General features: G+C 59.2%; 22 protein-coding genes. 14 read left to right on the forward strand and 8 right to left on the reverse strand.

Going from position 1 to position 23365, the window contains the following annotated elements:
* Positions 1 to 5 precede the first annotated feature (5 nt).
* On the forward strand, positions 6 to 854 hold the full coding sequence (locus MRBLSP13_RS04740; RefSeq protein WP_363739850.1) for a cytochrome c1: 849 nt from the start codon (positions 6 to 8) through the stop codon (positions 852 to 854).
* 68 nt (positions 855 to 922) lie between these two features.
* On the forward strand, positions 923 to 1459 hold the full coding sequence (locus MRBLSP13_RS04745) for an adenine phosphoribosyltransferase (protein ID WP_363753032.1): 537 nt from the start codon (positions 923 to 925) through the stop codon (positions 1457 to 1459).
* Positions 1460 to 1477: 18 nt separating this feature from the next.
* On the opposite strand, the gene MRBLSP13_RS04750 is transcribed toward MRBLSP13_RS04745, so the two are convergent.
* The 3 genes from MRBLSP13_RS04750 to MRBLSP13_RS04760 form a co-directional block, all read right to left on the reverse strand.
* Entirely contained in the window at positions 1478 to 2122 is a 645-nt protein-coding gene (locus MRBLSP13_RS04750; protein ID WP_363753035.1) for a 5'-methylthioadenosine/S-adenosylhomocysteine nucleosidase, read from the reverse strand.
* Positions 2123 to 2150: 28 nt separating this feature from the next.
* Entirely contained in the window at positions 2151 to 2969 is an 819-nt protein-coding gene (locus MRBLSP13_RS04755; protein WP_363753038.1) for a class I mannose-6-phosphate isomerase, read from the reverse strand.
* A gap of 206 nt (positions 2970 to 3175) precedes the next feature.
* A complete protein-coding gene (locus MRBLSP13_RS04760) occupies positions 3176 to 4357 on the reverse strand; it encodes a capsule biosynthesis protein (protein ID WP_363739841.1) in 1182 nt (393 codons plus the stop codon).
* Between the two features lie 360 nt (positions 4358 to 4717).
* Here MRBLSP13_RS04760 and MRBLSP13_RS04765 point away from each other — a divergent pair, with 360 nt between their 5' ends.
* On the forward strand, positions 4718 to 6301 hold the full coding sequence (locus tag MRBLSP13_RS04765) for an LTA synthase family protein (RefSeq protein WP_363753041.1): 1584 nt from the start codon (positions 4718 to 4720) through the stop codon (positions 6299 to 6301).
* Here the strand turns inward: MRBLSP13_RS04765 and MRBLSP13_RS04770 are convergent.
* Positions 6216 to 6995, reverse strand: a complete 780-nt coding sequence (locus MRBLSP13_RS04770) for an SDR family NAD(P)-dependent oxidoreductase (RefSeq protein WP_363753043.1) — start codon at positions 6993 to 6995, stop codon at positions 6216 to 6218. The two genes, MRBLSP13_RS04765 and MRBLSP13_RS04770, sit on opposite strands and share 86 nt — an antisense overlap.
* 94 nt (positions 6996 to 7089) lie before the next feature.
* Between MRBLSP13_RS04770 and MRBLSP13_RS04775 the strand changes: the two genes are divergently transcribed.
* Positions 7090 to 7704 (forward strand): sterol desaturase family protein, encoded by a 615-nt coding sequence (locus tag MRBLSP13_RS04775; protein ID WP_363739837.1) that lies wholly within the window; start codon positions 7090 to 7092, stop codon positions 7702 to 7704.
* Positions 7705 to 7726: 22 nt separating this feature from the next.
* On the opposite strand, the gene MRBLSP13_RS04780 is transcribed toward MRBLSP13_RS04775, so the two are convergent.
* Positions 7727 to 8959, reverse strand: coding sequence for a glycosyltransferase family 4 protein (locus MRBLSP13_RS04780; protein WP_363739835.1), 1233 nt, complete (start codon positions 8957 to 8959; stop codon positions 7727 to 7729).
* Between the two features lie 258 nt (positions 8960 to 9217).
* Here MRBLSP13_RS04780 and MRBLSP13_RS04785 point away from each other — a divergent pair, with 258 nt between their 5' ends.
* Positions 9218 to 9979 carry an aspartyl/asparaginyl beta-hydroxylase domain-containing protein gene (locus MRBLSP13_RS04785; RefSeq protein ID WP_363753046.1) on the forward strand — a complete coding sequence of 254 codons (762 nt, stop codon included), beginning with the start codon at positions 9218 to 9220 and terminating at the stop codon, positions 9977 to 9979.
* A 77-nt stretch (positions 9980 to 10056) separates the two neighbouring features.
* Here MRBLSP13_RS04785 and MRBLSP13_RS04790 read toward each other — a convergent pair whose 3' ends face one another.
* The 3 genes from MRBLSP13_RS04790 to MRBLSP13_RS04800 all read right to left on the reverse strand — a co-directional run bounded on the left by MRBLSP13_RS04790 (position 10057) and on the right by MRBLSP13_RS04800 (position 13463).
* Entirely contained in the window at positions 10057 to 11604 is a 1548-nt protein-coding gene (locus MRBLSP13_RS04790; RefSeq protein WP_363739831.1) for a hypothetical protein, read from the reverse strand.
* A 263-nt stretch (positions 11605 to 11867) separates the two neighbouring features.
* Positions 11868 to 12629 carry a class I SAM-dependent methyltransferase gene (locus tag MRBLSP13_RS04795; RefSeq protein ID WP_363753049.1) on the reverse strand — a complete coding sequence of 254 codons (762 nt, stop codon included), beginning with the start codon at positions 12627 to 12629 and terminating at the stop codon, positions 11868 to 11870.
* A 57-nt stretch (positions 12630 to 12686) separates the two neighbouring features.
* Entirely contained in the window at positions 12687 to 13463 is a 777-nt protein-coding gene (locus tag MRBLSP13_RS04800; RefSeq protein WP_363753052.1) for a class I SAM-dependent methyltransferase, read from the reverse strand.
* 205 nt (positions 13464 to 13668) lie between these two features.
* Here MRBLSP13_RS04800 and MRBLSP13_RS04805 point away from each other — a divergent pair, with 205 nt between their 5' ends.
* The 9 genes from MRBLSP13_RS04805 to MRBLSP13_RS04845 all read left to right on the forward strand — a co-directional run bounded on the left by MRBLSP13_RS04805 (position 13669) and on the right by MRBLSP13_RS04845 (position 23041).
* Positions 13669 to 14517: a transketolase gene (locus MRBLSP13_RS04805; protein ID WP_363739825.1), complete on the forward strand. Its 849-nt coding sequence runs from the start codon at positions 13669 to 13671 to the stop codon at positions 14515 to 14517.
* Positions 14510 to 15373 carry a transketolase family protein gene (locus MRBLSP13_RS04810; RefSeq protein ID WP_363739823.1) on the forward strand — a complete coding sequence of 288 codons (864 nt, stop codon included), beginning with the start codon at positions 14510 to 14512 and terminating at the stop codon, positions 15371 to 15373. Before MRBLSP13_RS04805 ends, MRBLSP13_RS04810 begins: the two co-directional genes overlap by 8 nt.
* 36 nt (positions 15374 to 15409) lie before the next feature.
* On the forward strand, positions 15410 to 16186 hold the full coding sequence (gene rfbF / locus MRBLSP13_RS04815; protein ID WP_363739821.1) for a glucose-1-phosphate cytidylyltransferase: 777 nt from the start codon (positions 15410 to 15412) through the stop codon (positions 16184 to 16186).
* Positions 16168 to 17262 carry a CDP-glucose 4,6-dehydratase gene (rfbG, locus tag MRBLSP13_RS04820; RefSeq protein WP_363739819.1) on the forward strand — a complete coding sequence of 365 codons (1095 nt, stop codon included), beginning with the start codon at positions 16168 to 16170 and terminating at the stop codon, positions 17260 to 17262. Before rfbF ends, rfbG begins: the two co-directional genes overlap by 19 nt.
* Positions 17259 to 18173, forward strand: a complete 915-nt coding sequence (locus MRBLSP13_RS04825; RefSeq protein WP_363739817.1) for an NAD-dependent epimerase/dehydratase family protein — start codon at positions 17259 to 17261, stop codon at positions 18171 to 18173. Before rfbG ends, MRBLSP13_RS04825 begins: the two co-directional genes overlap by 4 nt.
* Positions 18170 to 18556, forward strand: a complete 387-nt coding sequence (locus MRBLSP13_RS04830) for a GtrA family protein (protein ID WP_363739815.1) — start codon at positions 18170 to 18172, stop codon at positions 18554 to 18556. The genes MRBLSP13_RS04825 and MRBLSP13_RS04830 overlap by 4 nt, the downstream gene beginning before the upstream one ends.
* The gene (locus MRBLSP13_RS04835) at positions 18553 to 19572 is read left to right on the forward strand and encodes a glycosyltransferase family 2 protein (protein WP_363739813.1); all 1020 of its coding nucleotides are present in this window, start codon (positions 18553 to 18555) and stop codon (positions 19570 to 19572) included. Before MRBLSP13_RS04830 ends, MRBLSP13_RS04835 begins: the two co-directional genes overlap by 4 nt.
* Complete coding sequence (locus tag MRBLSP13_RS04840; RefSeq protein WP_363739811.1) at positions 19569 to 21113, forward strand: hypothetical protein; 1545 nt, start codon at positions 19569 to 19571, stop codon at positions 21111 to 21113. The genes MRBLSP13_RS04835 and MRBLSP13_RS04840 overlap by 4 nt, the downstream gene beginning before the upstream one ends.
* Positions 21114 to 21547: 434 nt before the next feature.
* Entirely contained in the window at positions 21548 to 23041 is a 1494-nt protein-coding gene (locus tag MRBLSP13_RS04845; RefSeq protein WP_363753055.1) for a hypothetical protein, read from the forward strand.
* Positions 23042 to 23365 lie beyond the last annotated feature (324 nt).

Below are 23365 nucleotides of genomic sequence, written 5' to 3' on the forward strand. Positions count from 1 at the left end.
GGAAAATGGTACGCATCGGCGCTTTTCTGGTCGGCCTCTTTTTCGCGGGCTGGCTGGTGATTTCCTTTCTGGTGGGCGCGGTCGCCTATGTCACCGAGCCGCCCGCCAAGACGGTGGAGCATGAGTTCCACCTCAATCCCAAGCATGTCGCCTTCTCGTTCGACGGGCCTTTCGGCAAGTTCGACCAGGCGCAGCTCCAGCGCGGCTTCCAGGTGTTCAAGGAGGTCTGCTCGGCCTGTCACAGCCTGAAATTCGTGGCTTTCCGTGATCTGGCGGGTATCGGTTACAACGAAGCGGAGATCAAGGCGATCGCCAAGCAGTGGGCGATCAAGACCCCTGATGTGGATCCCAAGACGGGCGAGATGTCGACCCGCGATCCCATTCCGGCGGATTATTTCCCCAAGCCCTTCGCGAACAATGTCGCGGCGGCGGCAGCGAACAACAATGCGATCCCGCCGGATCTGTCGCTGATGACCAAGGCCCGCCATCATGGCAGCGCCTATGTCTATTCGCTGCTGACGGGTTTCCAGGCGCAGCCGGCCGAGCTGCTGAAGGAGTTCCCTGACGCCAAGACGCCGGAGGGGCTGCACTACAACCCCTATTTCGCCAACCTGAACCTTGCCATGGCGCCGCCGCTGACAGCCGATGGTCAGGTGACCTATGGCGACGGCACCAAGGCGACTGTCGACCAGATGGCGCAGGACGTTGCGGCCTTCCTGACCTGGACGGCCGAGCCCAAGCTGGAAAACCGCCGCCGCGCGGGGCTGGCGACGATCTTCTTCCTGCTGATCGCGACGGGCCTGGCTTATATGGCTTACCAGAATATCTGGGCGGACAAGAAAAAGGCCGCCTGATCGAGGCCTGAAGCAAAACATCGGAGGGGGCGCGGGAAACCGGGCCCCCTTTTTCCATGAGGGTGAAGATGAGCGCTGACAGCCTGGCGGCCCTGGTCCGCACGATCCCCGATTTTCCCAAGCCGGGGATCCAGTTCCGGGACATTACGACATTGCTGGCGGACGCCGTCGGCCTTGCCGAACTGGTCGAGCGCATGGCGGCGCGTGCGCGGCCGCTCGATCCGGTCTTTATCGTGGGGATCGAGGCGCGCGGCTTCATCCTGGGGGCGGCGCTCGCCCATGCACTCGGCGTGGGCTTCGTGCCGGTGCGCAAGAAGGGCAAGCTGCCTGGCAGGACGGTCGGCATCGACTATGTGCTGGAATATGGCACTGACCGGCTGGAACTGCATGAGGGACAGATTCCGGAAGGAGCCCGCGTGGTGCTGGTGGACGATCTGATCGCAACGGGTGGAACCGCATTGGCGGCTGCTCAATTGATCCGGGAACAGGGTGCGACCGTGCTGATGGCGTTGTTCGCGATCGATCTGCCCGACCTGGGTGGCATGGCTGCGCTGGAGGCCGATGGCGTCGCGTCGGCGGCGATCATCGCCTTTGGAGGACATTGACCGGCTTCGGGCCGGTCATCATTCCAGATGGGGTGCGGGCTTTTTCGCCTTTTCAAGCGCGCTGGCCAGCATGTCCACCGCCTCGGCCAATCGTTCGTCCAGCAGCGCCAGTAATTGCGTCCATCCGAGCATGTCGGCCAGTTCGCCCGGACCATCGGAAATGCCGCGAAGCCCCATGACCGGCACGCCAAAACGCTGGCAGGCGCGCACCACAGCAAAGCTTTCCATGTCGACCATGTCGGCTTCGATCGCCGCATAATCATCCCCGCCGACGATATTCCCCCCCGTGGACAGCCGGGCGGCGCGAATGTCGAGCGGCATGTGCAGCGCGATTTCGGCCGGGTGGTCGGAAAAGGGCGTCACGCCTTTGGCGAATCCCAGCCGGGAAGCGTCCATGTCTCGCCAGGAGACGCTGGCGACCTGATAGACCTCGCCCAACGTACAGATGCGCGATCCGGCCGATCCCAATGAAACGACAAGGTCGGGCAGAGCGCCTTCCATGTCCAGCCGCTGGAGCGCAAGGCCGGTGTTGAGCGCGGCTTCCACCGGGCCCACTCCCGTCATCAGCGGATCGAAGCGGGCCTTGAGCTGAGGACCATATTCCGCCTCGACCGCCATCACGAACAGGACCCGCTTGTCCGCGATCTTTTCTCCGCCTGGCATGAGCTTCCCCCGATTCGTCGATATAAGTTCAAGGCAGCCGGGCAAGCAGTGCGCTCATCCTGCTTTCGATAGTCAAGGCGGCCGTTCCCTGGATCAACCAGCATTCGCCCTGCCGCCATGGCTCGCCGTCAATCATGCCGGTCCCGGCCAGCGGAATGAACCATGCCATTTCCCCCTCTATCCGTTGCTCGGTTTCCGCTTCACCCTGCACCAGGTCCAGGATGAATGGCGCGCCATCGCCCGACACCAGCCGTTCTTCAGCCGTGATCGGAACAATCCTGTCCGGCAGGTCATAGAGCGCGGTCGCGCTGACAGCTATGGCTTCCTCCAGATGAAGCGCGCGTGGCCGGCCATAGTCGTAAAGGCGGTAGGTCACGTCATTGTTCTGCTGCACTTCCACAAGCGTCACGCCGCCGCCAATGGCATGGACCGTGCCGGCTGGAATATAATAGAAGCTGCCTGCGCGCACCGGCTTCCAGTCCATCAGCGCTTCGATGCTGCCGTCGAGGGCCGCTGCACGCAACGCCTCGGGCGTCAATTCGCGGGTCAGGCCGATACCCAGTCGCGCGTCGGGCTCGGCATCCAATATGTACCAGCATTCGGACTTGCCGCCCTGCAGTCCGCGGTCCCGCGCCTGCACGTCATCGGGATGGACCTGCACCGACAGCTTCTCGCTGGTGAAGATATATTTGACCAGCAGCGGCAAAGCCGCTCCTTCGCTTGGCGTCGGTGCCGAGAACCAGACTTCTCCGACGCGGCGGCCCTGTGTGGGCGCGATAGCTGAAGGAATATCGGTGCGGCCCCAAGGCTTTTCGACATCATGGGCGAACAGGCGGGTCGTGGTCATGCGGTTCCTTATGGAGAGTCGCTGCCGACAGGCAAGAGCCTTGAACGAGGAAGGGGAAGACGTCCTCGGAACCAGTTGCAGTAACCGTCCGCACCGCACACGTACGTCCATACGCCTCAGGCGAGAATTTGCTTATCGCCTTGCTCATCATGACTCCCTCTTGTCGCAAATGGGAGCCTTAGGAAAACCCGGGACGCTTCAGTTTGCTATTCAGGAAGCAAGGGTTTGCCCTCGAACCTGGCGACAGCATGACGCACCACCCGGTTCAGCCCTTCCTCGGAGAAGAAACCGCCGGGAATAAGGCAGCGCTCGACCAGCACGCGCTGGAAAGCGGCAAAAGTGGTCGCATCTGGCGCGACCGGATTTCGCCAGAAGGCATCCAGTCCATCCTGGAAGGTGATATCAGGCATGTCGTAGATCGCTTGCCCCAGAGCCACCACCGGCACGCCCATGGCCAGGGCCAGGGTGCCGCTAGTGCTGTTGATCGTGACGACGCCGCGTGATTGTTGTGCAACAGGAACGATATCGCCCCAGGCGAGATAATCGACCCGGTCCGCGACACCGAAAAGCGAGGCCATATCGGCCGTTTCCTGTTGCCAGTCGCGCACGCCATTGTCGAGCGGGTGTTCCTTGACCACCAAACGCACGTCAGCCGGAGCATGATTGGCGAAGGATTCGATCACCAACCTGAGCGCATCGGCCACACCGGCAAAGGGTGAATGCAGGCGAATCTGCGCATCCGAATCAAGTTGAAGCGGGAAAAGGAAATAGGGCTCGGCCGAAACTGCAAGGCGGGCAATCAATTCCGCGCTGCGCTGTTCGCGTTCCTTGCGCCGGCGCAATTTGCGCCACCATCCCATCCCTTCCACCAAAGGATGCCAGGGCCGGTGGTTGGTCCAGTACGGATAGCGCCAACGGGTCAGGACATCGGCGGCATTGTAAATCAACCCCTCCGTCGCTCGGCGGCGGAACGAAGAATTGACCTGACTGTGGGCAGGAACCGGGGGCAATGCCGCGGCCGTCTCGCGATACCACACCGGATCGCGCGGGAGAGAGGAATGGCCGTTGACGCCGCCCAGTTCCAGCGTCACCCAATCGGGTCGAACATAGCCCTCCTCGAACACGTGAACGGGCACTCCAAGCTCGCGGCAAACCCGCGTGGCTGGCATATGATGTTCACGGCAGTCTCCGAACAACGCCACATCCGTAATGCCGCACTCCTTGATGGTTCGTTCGAGCATCGATGGCCAGTCTTCCAGCGAACCGCAATAATCGATGCCGTTCGGCAGGCGCCAGAACAGGCGGTCCCCACCGTTGAAATTGATCTTGTAGACGCTGTGCCCGGATCGGATCAGTTCCTGGCCGAGCCGACGGAACAATGGTCCCATGAGACCTTGCAGCAACAGGACGGTCCGCTTGCCTGACTTCGAAGGAGCGCTTGTAGTCCCGTGTGCACCGTCGGTCGCATTGAAGGATAGTTCTGGCATTCAGGAAGCAGGCTCCATGATGACGTCGGAGGCGGACATGTTGGCTGGGTCCCAGAGCCATTCCGGCATGTCGTGGTTATTGCCCAAGCGGTTAGTCTGCCGTGCGTCAGACGGCAAGCCTCCACGATATCCGTGCCCGGAAAAGAGCGCGGAGGTGGCCTGATGACAGCCGGCATCCTGTTCGCTAAGAGATCATATGCCCGGCATAAAGGGCCTGAAACCCCTGGGGCATGACGATTTGGACGGCACAGCAAAGCAGTGATGCCTGATGGACTGACATTCGCGGCATTGCTGGTCGGTGCAGCCGTTCTCGACCGGTTGGTATACCCCCGACCCGAGGCGGGCCTTTACCTGTCCCGGCGCAGCATGGCCGGCCTTTGGCTGCTGGCATGGATGATGACGGCGCTGTTCGGCCTGTTCCTCACCTGCTGCGGCAACTTCCCGCTCTCCGCAGGATTGGCGCTTGCATTGCTGGCCCTGCTTGTTCTTGTCTCCAATGCCAAGCATGCCATGCTCGGCGAACCCCTGCTCTTTTCCGATCTGGCGCTGATCGGCGCGATCTTCCGTCATCCCCAATTCTATCTTTCAGCCATCAGCGTCGGGCAACGCACGGCGGCAGGGGCCGTGGCCATCCTCCTCCTCGCCATGCTGGCCTGGCTGTTCGTTCCGGCGTGGCAGATGCATCTGGCGGGGATGCTGATCCTTGCCGGCAGCCTCGCGATACTGGCGACGACCGTGCGCGGTGCCCTGCGCCAGGGCCTGGCCGATACGCCAGACGCCTATGCCGATGTCAGGCGTCATGGCCTCCTGCCCACATTGTTGCTTTACTGGCTACGCTGGCGCCACAGCAACGATCCGCCACCTTGCGCCGAAGCCGAGAGACATCCTCCTTCTGCCCCTCATCCACCCCCGGAACTGCTGGTGGTCATCCAGTGTGAATCCTTTGCTGATCCGGTCGAACTGTTTGAAGGCTTCAACATATCGCTGCCGGGCCTTGCCAACGCCCGCGAGAGTGCCTTGCAATGGGGCGAGCTCAATGTCAGCGGCTTCGGCGCCTATACGATGCGCACGGAATATGGCGTGCTTTTCGGGCGCAGCGAGGATGTCCTCGGCTTCCGGCGCTACGATCCCTTTCTCACCGCGCTGGGCGAAGCCTCCTATGCTTTGCCTGCGCGGCTGAAGGAGGCAGGATGGCGCAGCCTCTTCGTCCATCCGCATGACATGCGCTTCTACAGCCGCGACCGGATCATGCCGGCAGGCGGCTTTGCCGAACTGATCGGAGAGGAGCATTTCGCCCCCGTTGCCGCCGGTGCAGGACGCTATGTCACCGATGCAGCGATTGCCGGGCAGATCGTCCGGCTGGCCCGCGAAGCTATCGGGCCTGGCCTGATCTATGCCGTCACGATTGAAAATCATGGGCCCTGGGCGCCGGACATGCGCACGGGCGGCGATCTGGTTCAAAGCTATCTTCGCCTGGCGCGCAACAGCGACGCCATGCTGAGCACATTGCGGGAGCAGCTTGCATTGCTGAAGCGCCCGGCTGTCCTGGTTTTCTTTGGCGACCATCGCCCCAGCATTCCGGGCGCGACCTCTCCGGACGGAGGACGACATACGCCTTATGTGATGATCCGCTTCAATGAGGCAGGTGACATTGTCCGCGGCGACAACAGGCGCGTAGACCTCACTCCGGCCGAACTGCACCATGCGATGCTTGATCTTGTCCTTGGCGAACCCCTGGCAAGCGTGAACCCTGGCGCGGCTAATGGCCTGGCGGAGACAGCGCCAGCAACAGGCGTTCGCGCAAGGGTCGCGGCAGCACGCGGTCAAACCAGCGGAGCAGGTTGAAGGGCCAGGGTATGATCGCATGCGCTTGCCCCAGGGCTGCCGCGCGCGCGATCCTGGCCGCGACCACATCCGGCTGCGTCGACAACGGCCTGGCCTCTCCAGTCCGCCGGGCAGCCGCCGTGTCGATAAAGCCGGGCGATACCAGCGTCACCTTGACCCCATGCCGCCGCACGCCGATTCGCAGCGCCTCGGCAAAGCGCGCAAGACCTGCCTTCGTCCCCGAATAGGCAGCGGCAAAGGGCAAGGCATGGAAGGCGGCGGCAGATCCGATCATCACGATGCGCCCGTGGCCCCGCCCCGCCATCCGCTCGGCCAGCGCCGCGGCCATTGCGGCAGGTGCGACGAAATTGATCATTCCCAGCCGGGCGACGACGCCCGCATCCTCCACCACAGCGCCAGCCGCGCGAATATCCCCCAGGCCGGCGGCGAATATGGCCAGGTCGACAGGATCAGCTTCGTCTTCGGCCAGCATGGCGTGCAAGGCATGTTCAACATTGCCAAGGTCGAGCGAACGCATCTCTACCGATGCTCCGGCCGCCTCGCATGCCTTGGCCAGGGATGACAGGCGCACCAGGTCTCGTCCCCAGAGAGACAAGCATATGCCAGGACCAGCATAATGCCGTGCCAATGCGCTGCCCAGTCCACCAGAGGCGCCGGTAATGAAAATCCGCTTCGGGTGGAAACCCATGGTCATACCGATGCACGCATGTAACAGATCCCCCTCTAACCTTGCTTCAACGACATAATTCCTTGACAGACAACGGCGCCTCCTGTTCGAGTTCCGCGTAATGCGCTCTTCCGATCACCAATCCCGACGAATCCGGCTGTTCAAAAATGAGCATCTGGAACAGCTTACGCTGATTTCACCACGAATTTTCGCGCTGGTCTGGGGCATATTGCTCCCGTTGATCGCCTGGATAGGATGGGGGGAAACCGGATTCTGGGCAGGGTTCAGCCTGTTTGCGGCCGGCCTCCTCGTCTGGACGCTTTTCGAATATGCGATGCACCGATACCTCTTTCATCTGAAGGTAGAGTGGCCCGCGGCAAGATGGTTTGTCTTCCTGATTCACGGCAATCATCACGATAACCCCAATGATCCCATGCGCGACATGATGCCGCTCTCGGTGAGCCTGCCGGTTGCCGCCCTGGTCTGGGGTGCTTGCCTGATGCTGCTCGGCGGTCCTGGAACCTGGCTCTTTCTGGGGTTCATCCTGGGCTATGTCGTCTATGACACCATTCATTATGCCAGCCACCAATGGCCGATGCGCGGAAAGCTGGCTTCAGCGCTGAAGCGCCACCACATGCGCCACCATTATGTGAACGAGAACAGCAATTTTGCGATTTCGGCCATTTTCTGGGATCGCGTGTTCGGCAGTACGGCCCGGAATTCCAGACAGTCATAGAGAAGCCATAGACAAGCGCCGTTCAGGAGCGCTCCTGCAAGGCCGCAATGGCATCAGCCACGATCCCGACATGCTCGTTCCACCTGGGCATATGCCAATGTGGCAGGCGAAGCATCTGAGCCGTGTGGAGCGGCCCTCGACCAGCATGGTCGAGGATGAGGGCCTGCCAGCCCGGCCCGTCGAGCGGGCTGAGATAGTCGGGCGCATCTCCACCTGCCTCGCGCAGAGCGGGAAGATCGCTGCATATCACCGGCGTGCCGACGGACAGTGCTTCAGCCACGGGCATCCCATAGCCCTCCGCGAAGGAGGGCATCAGCAACGCCCGCGCTCCCCGCAGCAGACTGGCCATACGAGCATCGGAACAGCCGTTCAGTTCCTCGACATGGCCCTTCAGGGCCGGACAACGCTCCAGCATGTCGACGACCTGCTCATTTTCCCATCCGCGACGTCCGATGACGATAAGGCGCGGCACGCTTTGCGGTTCGAGGGTCTGGGCCAGATGACGCCACAGGTTGAGCAGAAGCAGATGATTCTTGCGGGGTTCGATGGTGCCGAGGCAGACGAAATAGGGCCGTCCGCCACCCAGCTGGAAGGCTTCGGCCGCGGGCAGCGTCTCCGTTCCCAGCAGTGCGACATGCACATCCACCCTTCGGCCGCTGCTTTCCAGCCAAGGCTGTAGTGACCGTCCCGTCGCAGCGGAATTGACGATCACCCCGTCGGCCAGCGCGGCGATAGTCGCGATACGTTGCCGGTGCTGGCGGTCGCCGGATACGCGCGCATATTCGGGAAATTCGATTGGAATGAGGTCATGGACGAGGCACAGAAAGCGCGCCTTCTCGCGGGCCAGAATCCGGCGCACCTGTTCCGTGCGGGTCAGATGATGTGGCGAGGCCTGAACATAGACGGCGCCCACGCTGCTGCACTCAGTCCGCGACGGCAGCAGGGAGACAAGCCATGGCAGGGAAGAAGCCAGGGAACGCCGGTGCGGATTGCCTTCTTGACTGGACCAGCGACTTTCCAGTTCATCAAGATAGGCCAGAACCGCCCGGCGCGAGAGCCGCCCGTAAAGCCCGCAAGGATGAACGGCCGCAAAGGCCAGGCGGTCTCCATAATGGTCCAGGAGACCCCGCGCATAGGCCATTTCCACCCGGTCCACTCCCGAGGGGGTGGAATAGTGCACTCGGGAAATCAGGCGCGAAATATCGAGGATGACTTCACCCGATCGCGACGCAGCAGGGGAAAGAGAAGAAACCATCAGAGCTCACTTACCGGGAACCTCGCCTGTAGCAAGGGGATGGATGGAATCGGCTCACCCCACGAAACACCGGTCATTTCGATATCGCAGCCAATATGGAGCCCTCCGCTGATCATTTCATCCACCGGCCCGAAATCCTCTCCTGTCGTAAATGAAGGCTCGGCCGACGGCAGGGTAGAACCGGATATTGACGAAGGGACGAGCCGACTTCATAGCGGGATTCACTCCCTACCCCGTTGTTCCGAAGGAAATATCGGTTTGAAATGGAACGACAAAGTCAATGCCCGCGGCTGGAAGGTGCCCTTCATCGGCAAATCCCTGTTCCAGATCGGCAAGGAATTGCGCCCCAGGATCGATGCGGTGATCATGCGCAACTCGCTGGTTCCGGATCGGGCGCTGATCGACAAAAGTCATTTCCCATGGGTTTCGGCTCTCGAACGGCAATGGCAGGATATTCGCGACGAGGCAGTCCGTATCCGGACGGTTGATATTCCCTCCCTGGGCGATATTTCCTTCGATCATGGCCGTATCGCCGCGGATCGGCGATGGCGCACCCTGTTCCTCAAGGGCTATGGCTATCAAATGGAAGGCAATTGCGCCCTTGCACCCATTACCGCCGCACTGATCGAGAAGGTGCCAGGACTTGTCACCGCCAATTTCTCCGTGATGGAAGCGGGCGGGCATATACCGCGCCACTGGGGCATGACAAAGGGCATGCTCACCTATCACCTTGCCCTCAAGGTGCCGCGGGAGCGGGGAAAATGCCGCATGCATATAGAGGAGGGCGAGACGGTGCATGTCATGCCCTGGGAAGAGGGGCATTCCTTCATCTTCGACGACATGTTCAACCATGAGGTGTGGAACGAAACGGATGAGGATCGCTATATCCTGCTGATCCAGATCAAACGTCCATGCCGCTTTTTGGGCAACCTGATCCAGGACATCTTCCTCTGGGGCGTGCGTCATTCCCGTTTCGTGCAGGACATCAAGCGCCATATCGATCGGGAAAGCAGGAAGTAAGGCCGCCTCCGCTGCCTGCTTCATCTACCTGTAGGTCTGGCTAGACCGCAAATCAGCGCAGTTCCGTGCGGCGGGCTTCAGTGTAGCGAAACCTGGTCCGGAATCGGACTAAGCCCCAGTAATAGTCGAAGTCGCTGACGTATGCGTTGACGAGTTGCTTGCTGCTGCAATGAAGAAGAAGGAACAGGAATTCTTCCTGTTTGGCAGGCTGGCGGTCGTAACCCAGAATCGGCTAGACGACCGCCAAATTCATATAAGAAATATTCTTGCCCGTTGAACGCCTTGGGAATATGCAGTATTTTCTTTATTTCTTCTGGACGCAAGATGATTTTTACATCACTTAATATATAGTATTTTCCGTATCTATTTGACAAATTTCTTAGTTGCTCGATTGTCATGGCATCAGACTTAGGATGTAGCCTATTATCCCAACGGATGAAGTCCTGCTGACATACTTTACCCAAGCGCGTGAAGCGCATGCTGTTGAGCATGGCAATGCCTTGGGCGCTGTTATCCGGAATTGAAACCCAATGCTTGTCCACAAGGCGCGACTGGCGCAGCCAAAAGGCAGCCTGAGCGCCATTGTCGAATGGATAGATCAGATTTACGGCGCCAAGGAAAACGCCGCAAGCCGCCGCTACAAGGAGCCAAGCCGAAAACAGGCGTGAATGCACGATTCCCATATCTCGCTCGCGCCAGATCAGCGCAATGAGAAGCAGCGCAAGAAGAGACAGGTGACGGATTGGGAGCATATAGACGAACAGGCTGAACAACAGGCAAATGCCGGTAAAGCCCGCAAGGACAATTTGATGATCTGATCTCGCCGGTCTTACCCACCATCCGAAGACCAAGGTAAAAAAGCCGACTACGCATGCAATGACGACCGGAAACGTCGTGTTCCAGACCAGACCCTTTTCGCCAAGAGGGAGGGGAAGAAGCAGTTGTGCAAGGTTTGCCAGAAAGACCAAAGCCGCGACGACAGGATTAGAGGAGGGGGGAAGCGCAGGCACCACATCTGGCGCCGGAATCACAGCCCAGGCTGCAAATAGCGCGCTCGCCAGCCACAGGGCAGCACCGGTCCACGACCAGTTTCTTTCCCGCCAGAAGATCATGAGGCAGACCAAGGACAGAACGCCGAATAGGAAATCGACGGCAGGTAGGAGTACCACTGCCGCCCAAGCCCACCGGTCCTTGCGGAATGCCCAGGCCGTAAGAAAAATCAGCACACCAACAGAAAGGCTGCGCGCGATCGTCCCGTAATCGATGAGAACAAAAGCGCTGAGAGCAAAGAACAGTCTGTATCGACGTTCAGGAAAGCTTCGGAAGAGAATTATGGCCTGGATGGCAAGCGCCACGGGTAGCTGAACGGCCACGAGAACCCAAGGAAGGGGGACGATTTGGGCCGTTCCACGGAGTAGAAGATAGTAGAAGGGAGGATGACCTTCATACCTTAAATTGGCGAGCAACTCACCCATGCCGGGCGACTGCACTGCAAGCTGTAAAGACTGCCATTCGTCGAGCCACGGCTCATGCATCAGTACAAGGGCGGCTTGAAACATCAGAATGAAAGCGATGCCGAAAAGCCAAGCGACAGCGGCACCGGATGCTGACGTACTTCTTCCCATCTGTCCCCCTGCGGCAGGCATGCCCCTGCCTTCGATCCATATCTATTCTTTGATGGGGATCAATATAGTCGATCTGCGCCCACCACGTTCACGGATGGCTTGACGAATGAGCTGCCTTCTTTCGTCCGATCGGGTAGCCGCACGCTGTCGTTGGGTCATACGTCAGGTGATGTCACGCATCGACATAACACTCTGAACGAGCAGGCGGCCCGCCCATCTCCCGCATGCATCGCGCCAATTTTACCGACAAAGGGCTGAAACGCTCATCGTTTGACGGCCACAATCCCATATCCAAGACAATCATCCTTTGAACCGACACCAAGAGCCATGGTGAGGTGCGCCATAAGCAGGAAGACCAGCGAAAGCGGCAGCAAGGGCAATAGAAAAATGCAACGCAGCAGCCGAAAGCCGGACGGCCGGATCAGCCCAAGTGCGACGACTATCAATTTGTTCGCTATCACGGCGATGTCGTTGCCGCGTTCGTCGATCTTCACCTGCTCAAAATCTTTCAACACGCCTTGGAGGGCGTAGCGGGAAAACCGGTAAAAATCATATGGCGCATAATGGACGCGCGCGGAAAAGGGTACAGTAGCGACCAGCGTTCCTCCAGGTTTCAAAACACGCTCGATTTCAGCGATCAAAGCGGAAGGTTGGGGAGAATGTTCCAGTACTTCCGTACAGAGCACCGTGTCGAAAGTTGCATCAGGAAAAGGAATGTAGCGGCCGTCGAACGAAATGATATCTTCATTCCCTTGCATCTGGAAGGCGCTTGCTTCGGGTACGTCGATGCCGACATATTTCAGTTCCTGCGGCAGAAAGCCTCTGTACGGCATTTCGCCGCATCCCACGTCAAGCAGACTGCCGCGCAGATTTTTCAGCTGTGGTCCAAGGAATGTCCAGATCGTGCCCAGTTGAAGATCCGCGACGCAGCGTAGCCTGAAGGCAAGCCTCGACTTCAGCGATGAACCGAAGCGCAAAGGGACGGGCTGGAACTGCTCGATGTTGTTTCCGGCAATGTCAAGCATGCGCAGATCCGATCCATGGGCATGGGCGAGGCGGACATTCAAGGAATATCAACCCGCTCACAGCGGTCTGAAACCCCAGCTCATGAAATTCCCCACGTCGATTGAAAGTCGCCGCTCGTCTAGCTTGGAACGCTGCAGCATTCTGGTGAGCGCGCTCTTCAACGTGCCGGGCAGCGGAGCCAGCCGCAACCAATAGCTGGGCCGATAGCTATTGCGAAAGCTGGTTCCATCAACGGGAGCATAGCCATGATGGCGCAGCAAATATTTCGCGCTCTCTGCCGAGAAGAGTTGCATATGCTCTATGTCGACAATCGGAGACCGACGACCAAGCAGCCGGTTGAGCCAGGCACGTCGATCATGCGTCACGCCGACGAAAACGCCGCCAGGTTTCAGCAGGCGAAAAGCCGCCGCCACCAAGGCGCCGGGGTCCTGCACATGCTCCAAGGTCATGAAGCAGCAAATGAGATCGATGCTTTCGGGCTGGAAATCCGCCTCTTGGAAAATGCCTTCGCGTATCCAGGGCTGCCGATGGGGCGGAGCGGCGGCAATCGCCGCGCTAGACGGCTCTATCCCGATCAACTGCCTGAATCCGAAGCCCTCAAGGCGCTCGAGAAACGCGCCGGTTCCTGTCCCGATCTCCAACGCCACGCCCCGGCCGTTCAATCGACCAAGCACGGGCGCAAATGCACGAGCATAGGCATCGGCGGCATCCTCCGCCTCCTCTGCACTGTCATAGTCAGCGGCATGGTAGCTTGCATGCAGGGATTCGACGCTCGGTGGATGACCCACATAGGCAAGGTCACACGACCTGCAACGCACCATTGCGTGGCTCATATATTCCGGCACTTTGCGCGAGGCGAAGCTGGAAGCGCTGATCCGGCTTTCGTCGAGCGTGTCGAATAGAAAGGGCTCAGCCTGATCTGGACCGGCTCCGCAAAGCGGACATGGGCGAGTTGTAATGATGGCTTCCTGTATCATGCTATCCGATTAGCGGATTTTAGTTGAACAAATCTTAACTATATCCGGTGAACTTGCTGTCATGAAGGAAGCGCCTCTTGTTGCGGCCGGGCCGCACGACACTAAAGCACTGGCTCGGCGTATCCGGTGCCAAGCCCTGCATATGGTTACGCAAGCCAAGGCGTCGCATATCGGATCGGCGCTTTCCATTGCCGACATCATTGCGGTTCTCTATGGCCGCGCTCTGAGTGTAAGTCCGGCGGCTCATCGCCACTCGGAACGGGACCGCTTCATTCTATCGAAGGGTCATGCGTGCGTTGCAGTCTATGCCGCATTGGCCGAAACCGGCTTTATCGACCGCGCGCTGCTCGGCACCTACGGCATCGATGGTTCAACGCTGATGGCACATATCAGCCATAAGGTTCCCGGCGCAGAATTTTCCACCGGAGCACTTGGTCATGGCCTTCCTTTCGGAACCGGGAAGGCGCTGGCGGCCAAGCTGCGTGGGCGGTCATGGCGTACGGTTGTCCTCACCAGCGATGGAGAGTGGGGCGAAGGCAGCAATTGGGAAGCGGCACTGTTCGCGGCACATCACGGCCTCGACAACCTCATATGCATCCTTGACTACAACAAGCTTCAGAGCCTGCGGAGTGTGGACGAGACCCTGCGACTGGAACCGCTGCACTCCAAGTTTGAGGCCTTTGGCTGGGCAGTGCGGGAGGTGGACGGCCATGACCATGATGTGCTGATCGATGCGCTCCAAGGCCCCCCTTGGCAGGGGGGTAAACCCATGATGCTGATCGCCCATACGACCAAGGGGAAGGGTGTTAGTTTCATGGAGAACAGGGTGGAGTGGCATTACCGCAATCCCACGCCGGAACTGCTCGCGGAAGCGTTGGCCCAGATCGAAAGGGAAGCTCTGGATGCGTAATGCTTTTATAGAGGAACTTGTGACGCTCGCCGAGGCGAATGACCACGTCGCCCTCATCGTTGGTGATCTCGGCTACAGCGTGATCGAGCCTTTTGCCGATCGCTTCCCCGATCGCTTCATCAATGCTGGCGTAGCGGAGCAGAACATGACTGGCCTTGCCGCGGGAATGGCGAGCGAGGGCTATCATGTCTTCACTTATTCCATCGCCAATTTCCCCACCTTCCGCTGCGCCGAGCAGATCAGGAACGATGTCGACCATCACCGCCTACCTGTAACGGTCGTCGCAGTCGGCGGGGGCGTGGCTTATGGCGCGCTTGGCTACTCGCATCACGCCGTGCAGGATTATGCTTTGATGCGGGCGATGCCCAACATGGTGATTGCGGCTCCGGGCGATCCACTGGAAACGCGGGCGTGCCTCCGCTGGCTGGTGGCCAATCCTTGCCCTTCCTATCTGCGTCTGGGTAAGGCGGGAGAACCGCGTTTTCATGAAAGCGTGCCCGATATTATGCCGGGCAGATGGGTATCGGTCCATCCCGGCGATGGCGATGCGATCATGCTTTCGACAGGTGCGGCGCTCGGCGCTGCAATCGCCCGCGCCGATGGGCGGGCCGTTTGGTCGTTGCCGCTCTGGAGCATGGCGACCAAAGCAGATCAGCCTGCCCAACTGGCGCGGCATGGGCGCGTTACTACGCTGGAGGATCATCTTGCCGATGGCGGTTTCGGTTCCTGGCTGGCCGAATCGGTTGCAGGCACCCCTGCCGCCGCACGCATCGAGCCGATCACCCTTTCGCCTGAAATCTGCGACATGGTTGCCAGCCAAGCAACACTCAACCGGATTGGCGGCCTCACTCTCTAACGCTTTCTTTACCATCCCTGTTCATAGGATATACCCATGAAAGCGATCATCCTTGCAGGAGGCCTCGGCACCCGACTTGCCGAAGAAACCTCGGTCCGCCCCAAGCCCATGGTGGAGATCGGCGGCAAGCCGATACTGTGGCATATCATGAAGATTTATGCCCAGCATGGGGTGGACGAATTCATCGTGTGCCTTGGCTACAAAGGCTATATGATCAAAGAATATTTCTTCAACTACGCGCTGCACATGTCGGATGTGACCATCGACCTCCGCCGGGGCACGACCGATGTACATCGCAATGCATGCGAAGACTGGAAAATATCGCTGATCGACACCGGTGCCGAGACGATGACAGGGAGCCGTCTGCGCCAGGCGATGCTCTATCTCGGTGACGATGAGGATTTCTGTCTCACCTATGGAGATGGCGTCAGCGACCTCAATATCAGTGCGGCAATCGAATTTCATCGGGCGCACGGCCGCAAGGCTACTGTAACAGCCGTGCGCCCCGCGAGCCGATATGGGCAGCTTGATCTCGATGGCGACCGCGTCGCCGCCTTTGCCGAAAAGCCGGTGGAGGAAGGTGGCTGGATCAACGGCGGCTTCTTTGTGCTCAACCGCTCCATCGGCAACTATCTCAGCAATTCAGACGCCTGTGTCTGGGAACGCGAGCCCCTGGAGGGTCTGGCTGCTGATGGCGAATTGCGCTCCTTCTTCCATGATGGCTTCTGGCAGCCAATGGACACGCTGCGGGACCGGCAGATGCTCGAAGGCATGTGGGAACGGCACGAGGCACCATGGAAAACCTGGCATTAAAGCGCAGCGGCGCGCGCGCATTCGCACCTGATCCTGCCTTCTGGGCAGGTCGAAAGATATTGGTGACTGGCCATACCGGCTTTAAAGGAAGTTGGCTACTGGTTCTGCTCAACTTGCTGGGCGCGCGGGTGACGGGTGTCGCGCTCGCGCCCGATACAACGCCGTCCATGTTCAATCTGATCGGCGGTGCCTCGCTTTGCGATCACCATATCTCTGACATAGGCGATGCGGCAGCGATCGAGGCGGTCTTCGCCCAAGCAAGACCGGAGATTGTCCTGCATCTTGCCGCCCAGCCACTGGTTCGCGCCTCTTATGCCGACCCGTTGGGTACTTATCGCACCAATGTCATGGGCACGGCACATGTGCTGGAGGCATGCCGCAAGACCACCTCAGTCCGCACCATTATCTCGGTCACGACGGACAAATGCTATTTCAATGACGGCCGCAGCGAAGGCTATCGGGAAGAAGCCTCGCTCGGCGGCCATGACCCTTATTCCAACAGCAAGGCTTGTGCTGAGTTAGTCAGCGCCTGCTGGCGTAGCAGCTTTTTTGCAGACCGGGGAATCGGCTTGGCCACTGCACGCGCTGGTAATGTCATTGGCGGCGGGGACTGGTCTGTTGACCGTCTCGTGCCCGACGCGATCCGCGCCTTCTCCGCGGGGCGAGCATTGGAGATCCGCAATCCGCAGGCCGTGCGTCCGTGGCAACATGTGCTGGAGCCACTGACCGGCTATTTGCTGCTCACAGAAGCACTGGCCGCTAATCCCGTGAGTTTCGGCCAAGGTTGGAATTTTGGACCCGCCGCCGCCGACATGGCGAGCGTCAGTCAGGTCATCGACCTGTTGGCAGCGCATTGGGGCATCACCCCGGAATGGACGATGCAGCCCGGCCAGCATCCTCACGAGGCAGCAATGCTGACGCTCGATTCCTCGGCTGCCGCTGAGGCGCTAGGTTGGCGTCCGCGTCTTTCGCTGGACAGTGCGCTGGCGCTGACCGCGCGCTGGTATAGCGCAAATGACAAGCGTGCAGCGACCCATGAACAGGCGGAGGACTTTCTCGCCATGGTGCCGGCATGAGCCGTATTCTCGTCACCGGCGCGAGCGGCTTCGTCGGTGCGGCGGTGGCTGATCTTGCCATCCGGCAGGGGCATCAGGTGACCGCGCTGGTGCGCAACTCCTCGTCCCCCCGCGTCCGGGGATTGTCGGGGCGCTGCGCTATCGCTGTCTCCGACCTGGCCGACAGGGCCGCGCTTGGCGCCGCGGTGGCGGAAGCACGTGCCGACATCGTCATTCATTCCGCCTGGGAAGGTGTCGGCGGCTCGGCCCGGGCCGGCGATATTCAACTCGACAACATCCGTACGACCGTGGGCCTGCTCGATGCTGCGATAGCGGCAGGAGCAAGACGCTTTATCGGCATCGGCAGCCAGGCAGAATATGGCCGCCATGATCGCCGCATCGACGAAAACGCGGCGACGGAACCCTTCCTTCTCTATGGCGCGGCCAAGCTTTCCGCCTGCCACCTGACGCGCCAGCGCGCGACGGAAGCTGGGATCGGCTTTGCCTGGCTGCGACTCTTCTCGCCTTATGGTCCGGGAGATAATCCCAACTGGCTGATTCCTTCGGTTGCCGCGCAGATTCTTCGGGGGCAGGCACCGCGCACCAGTCCAGGCACCCAAAAATGGGATTATCTTCATATCACGGACTGTGCGCAGGGCATATTGGCCGCCGCGTTGACCGACACCGCGCAAGGTGTCTTCAACCTGTCGAGCGGCCGCGCCATCACGGTGCGTTCGATCGTCGAACGCATCCGAGACCTTGCTTGTCCCGGCTTGGCGCTCAACTTCGGCGACATTCCCTTCGGGCCGAACCAGATCATGCACCTGGAAGGCGATTGCAGGCGCCTCACAGCCGCGACCCGCTGGATACCACGTGTTGCCATAGAGGATGGCCTCGTCACTGTGGTCGATGCGCTGAGGCAAGCCGCATGATTGCGTTTGGACTCGATCGCCGGTTTATCGGCTTCCTTGCTGCGGGCGGGATCAACACGCTATTTGGTTACGCAACGTATAGCGGTCAGGTATTGCTGGGCGTTGTTCCCCACATTGCGGTGATCGTCAGCACAGCGGCAGGAGTAATGTTCAACTTTCTTACCACCAGCGCCGTCTTTCGATCGCGCGATTTGCGCAAGCTGCCACGCTTCCTAGCTGTTTATGGGGTGATGCTCAGCCTGAACATCCTTTTACTGGATCTGCTCATGCATGTTGGGCTCGGCCCTCTACTCGCACAAGCAGTTATCCTGCCAATCTTCATCCTTACCTTCCTTGCCATGCGCCGCTACGTGTTCGCGGTCTCGCCGGAGCAGACATCATGAAGACCATCTCCATCGTGACGCCGTGCTTCAATGAGGCCGACAATGTCGAGGCATGCCGCAATGCTGTTGCTAAGCTCTTTGCGCCGGGTGCGCCATTGGATGGCTATCGACGTGAGCATATCTTCGCAGATAATGACAGCAGCGATGGCACGCAGGACATTCTACGTTCGCTTGCAGCAGTGGACCCTGCGATGAAGGTTATCCTGAACGCTCGGAACTATGGGCCCTTCAGATCCAATTTCAATGCTCTGCGTGCCGCGACCGGCGATGCCGTGATCGTCTTTCTCCCTGCCGACCTCCAGGATCCGCCGGAAATGATCCCGGAGTTCGTAAAGCTGTGGGAAAGCGGCATCGAGGTAGTGGCTGGCGCGCGGGTCAACCGGCAGGAGAGCCTGACGCTACGCAGCTGCCGTGCGATCTTCTACCGCGCGGTGCGAACATTGAGCGACATCGACATTCCGCTTAACGTCGGCGAATTTCAGCTACTCGACCGCAAGGTGTGGGAAGCGGTGGTCAGCCATGATGACCATTACCCTTATATCCGTGGCATCATCGCCTCTGTCGGTTTCCGCCGCGCCATCGTGCCTTACACTTGGGCCGAGCGGCGCTCCGGCATTTCGAAGAACAACTTGCCGAGGCTCGTTGATCAGGCGCTGAACGGCATTTTCAGTTTCACCAATGCACCCATGCGCCTTTGCACTTTTGCCGGTGTTGCGATGGCCGCGCTGTGCCTGCTCTATGCACTGGTGTCAGTGGGCGTCTATATCGCTCGGCCTGACCTTGCTCCGCGCGGCACGATGACTCTGATCGTTGCCTTATTCTTCCTGTCCGGTATCCAGCTCGTCTTCATGGGCATATTGGGGGAATATGTGACCTCAATTCACGCTCAGGTCCGGAAGCGCCCACTCGTTGTCGAGCGGGAACGGATCAACATGGCTCCAGTACTTAGCAACGAGCCTGCCATCGATAATCCGGTTCATGCCCTCCAGCGCAAACTGGGCGCGGAGGCCGCGTGACGCGGACCCTGGCCGCAACAGAAGCTGCCTATCACCAGCGCAGTATAACGGTGTCCATCCCTCTAAGAGGCCTGACGGCATCGCTTGTCGCTCTGTTCGCGCTGGACAATATTCTGCTGCTGGGTTTGCTGGGTTGCCCACATCTGCTGGTAGCAGGACTTGCAATCCTTCTCCCCGGGGTTCTCGCGTTTCTCACCTACAGGACCATGTCGGGGAAGACCCGGGTTGGCATCGCAACCATTGTTGCCTGCGTCGCTGCGGCGGCCATCGTCCTGATACTGGGCGGGGAGGGACGTCTCTTTTACGCATCCACTGATTGGCAGGTACGCGATGCTGTCCTCGCGGATATGGGCACTTACCGCTGGCCGTTCGACTATTGGCTGAACGGTCGTGCGCAGCTTTTGCGCGCGCCCATCGGGATGTACCTGATTCCAGCGATTCTGGGCGGCGCCAGCCAGCTGGGCCGTGACTGGAGCCTGCTTCTTCAGAATAGCCTGGTCCTTGGGCTGCTTTTCGCCCAAGCCTCCACCCTCTTCGAAGGACGCCGCGCGCGCCTTATTGCCATCTTGGTGTTCGTGACGTTCAGCGGATGGGATGTGCTGGGCAACCTCATCCTTCAATGGTCTGGCGGTGAAGCCAGATGGGACCACATTGAAGGTTGGGCGGACGGCTATGAATATAGCTCGCATATTACGCAGCTTTTCTGGGTTCCACAGCATGCTCTAGCCGGTTGGACAGTCGCGATCACCTATCTCCTGTGGCGTCGAAACCTAGCCCCTGTCGGTTTGTTCGCAGCTAGTCTCCCACTGGTTGCGCTCTGGTCGCCGCTCATTCTGTTCGGTGCGCTGCCGTTCGCCGTGTTCGTGGGCCTGCATGTCCTCCTGACGAGGGCGTGGAATGGTCGAGACGTCCTCTTCACCCTAGTTGCGACCGTGCTGGCGATGCCAGCCCTCATCTATCTGTCAACGGATGCCGGCGCGATGGGTGGCGGCCTGCTCCCCCCCAAAGCCCTTGTCTATACACTGGTCATGCTGTTCGAGGTTGTGCCGTTTCTCCTGCCCATTTTGCACGACAGAGACAGTCTTATCGATCCTGGTACCAAGCTTATTGCAGCCGCTTGTCTCTTCCTCATGCCCAGCTGGTCGATCGGCACGTTCGGCGATTTTCAGATGCGCGCGTCCATCATGCCGCTGGCTCTCGTCGCGATTGCTTTCGCTGACTGGGCGAATCGCCTCATCGATTGGCGAAAAAGAATCAGCTTTCTGATGATCGTTTGCCTGGGATCGGTGACTGGCGCAGTCGAAATTGCACAAGCTTTACGATTTTCGCCTTCGCCGGCACCGCGTTGCTCGTTAGCGGCCGTTTGGAACCGTCAGACAAGCCGTACCGCTCCGGATGCAGCTTATTTTGTACCAATTCATGCCTTCCGGTTTGAGATCAAGCCGGTCGAACGGGTGAGTGCGGCCATTCCAGCGAGATGCTGGGATCACCCCTGGCACATGCCAATCGGCGCCACTACAGGAAAGCAGAAGAACCCGTGAACTTCTCCATGATAATCATCGGAATTTATGCTGCGCTCCTTTGCGTGGCGTTGCTAACACCTTACGCTTCCGCTTGCCTTGCTCCTCGCACGACGAATGGTTCACCTGTGCATTGGCCTGTTTGCGTGTTGCTCCTCTTGGGCGCCATTGCCCTGACGATCGCGCGCCACGGGGCTTTCCCGTTGCTAGGCGTTCTGGTCCTCATTCCTCTTCTCGGGCTTGGTGTGTGGTCCCTGCTAGGCGGCATGACCGCCGCAATGCTGTTCGCGACGGTGATATGGTGGAAATGGCCTGTCCATATGGGGCCAATCTCCGCAGTGCTGTCTGTGTTGCTTGTACTCGGGGCTGGTCTTCTGACGCGCTGGAGCAGGTTGTCAGCCCTTCCTCGGACGGGGTCGGGGTCCAGCCTCATCCCTCCCATGCTCCTGTGCATTATGATCGGGCTTGCTGTCGGACTGCTTACAGCGCCGTTCGAATCCGCAGAGCCAATTTATACCGCATGGCATCACTGGGGTGCATATCTCGCTCCGGTTGAGGCTTGGCGAGCGGGCGGCCTGCCTTATCGTGATTTCCCACTGCAATATGGATTGGGTCCAACGTCGCTGCTCGTCGCAAGCTGCGGTCATGACTGCTGGCGAGGCATGTACATCGTCACCATTTCCGCCAACGCACTCTATTTTGCTACGCTTTCCGGAAGCGTGCTCCTTCTGACGACTCGATCTTCAAAGGGTGTGCGTTGGCTGGCGCTTCTCGCGATGTTCTGCGCCACATTCCTTTGGACGGGATTTCCCGTAAGTTTCGCAAGCCCTATCATGACTCCCTCGGTAGGAGGCTTGCGGTTCCTGACCATTTCTGCCCTTCTGTTCCACATCCTTCTCTCGGAGGAGCGGCAAATCCGGCGAGATTGGATAGGCCACGCCATTTGGCTGATTGATCTTTTTTGGTCGCCTGAAGCGGCATTTTTCGGAACAGTAATTTGGTGGCCCTATCTCGCTTTGCGTGATGTTCAAGCCGAGAATGGAGGCCGTGACGTCCTGATCGCACTCTTTGGTGGCATCCTGCGCGCGCTTGGCGTTCTCGCGATCAGCATAGCCGCACTTTCTCTTGCGCTATGGTTGGTATCGGGGGGAAATATAACATCTGAACAATTTTTCGCCTATATCCTCCATCCTCCCGGCCCATTACCGGTCAATCTTACCGGAACCGTGTGGATCGCTCTGGCATCGATCACGATCGCCCTGTCAATATTGATATGGCGGAGACCGTCTTCGCAATCGCGCCGCCTCTATGCGTGCTTGCTGAGTTTTTTGGCAGCTGGATCCTACTATATCAGTCGCAGTCACGACAATAATATCCTAAATCTCTTTCCATTACTGATTTTACTATTATTGGGATTATTAGAAAATCTGGAATGTATTCAGAAATCCGTACAATCATTCATTCGATCCCTGATCCACACCTTATTTGTGGCTATGATAGCCTTTGTGGTCACATTCGACTTCACCGCTTGGCGCGAGGGCGCAATTCAAATCGGTCCGCTGTATCTTGGGCCAACGCGGTTGATTTCCCGGTTCTCGCCAGAAACCGATGACACGCCGGCCATGTTGCCTCCCGATGCCGTGGTTGGCCTTCAAAAGTTGCGAGAGCGAGGTGCTGGCGCAATCGTTTTGCTCGATCGCTATTATCTGATGCCCCGATCCGATGGTCTGGCATGGACCCCGATCAACAATCTCGCGAACTTCATGCCCCTGCCTGAACAAGCGGCGCTGCATTACGTACGGCGCGGCGCAGAAATTTACCATCGTCCGGGATGGATATTGGCCAGTGCCGAATATCAGCATTGGATCGCTGCCTTCAGAACTGCCTATGATGTGCGAGAGGAAAGGTCGTTCGGATCCTATCGGGCGTTCTATTTGGTGCCCCGCTGACTGAGGTCATTCTGGCGAAAGCCTCCGGTTGATGAGCGTAGCGTGGAGGCGATTGCAGATCAAGCTGATACGCCAGCACCTGTCGATCGCGACGCAGTGATGGTTGAGGCTTTGTTGTATAGCGCCTGACGGGCATAAATCGATGATTACTTGTAATTATTAAACGATGCGGATGGTGTTCGGAGTTCCGATTTCTAATACCAACGAGCATTAATCGGTACCCATGTGCCCATTGGCGCAAATCGATGGACATGATGCGCCAAGGTTGATTGACGAGGCTGTTCCAGGCGAAGCAGCAGTGGTCGACGATGTCATCGTAGGATT

It is taken from the genome of Sphingobium sp. LSP13-1-1.1 (assembly GCF_040676415.1).
Classification (GTDB): domain Bacteria; phylum Pseudomonadota; class Alphaproteobacteria; order Sphingomonadales; family Sphingomonadaceae; genus Sphingobium.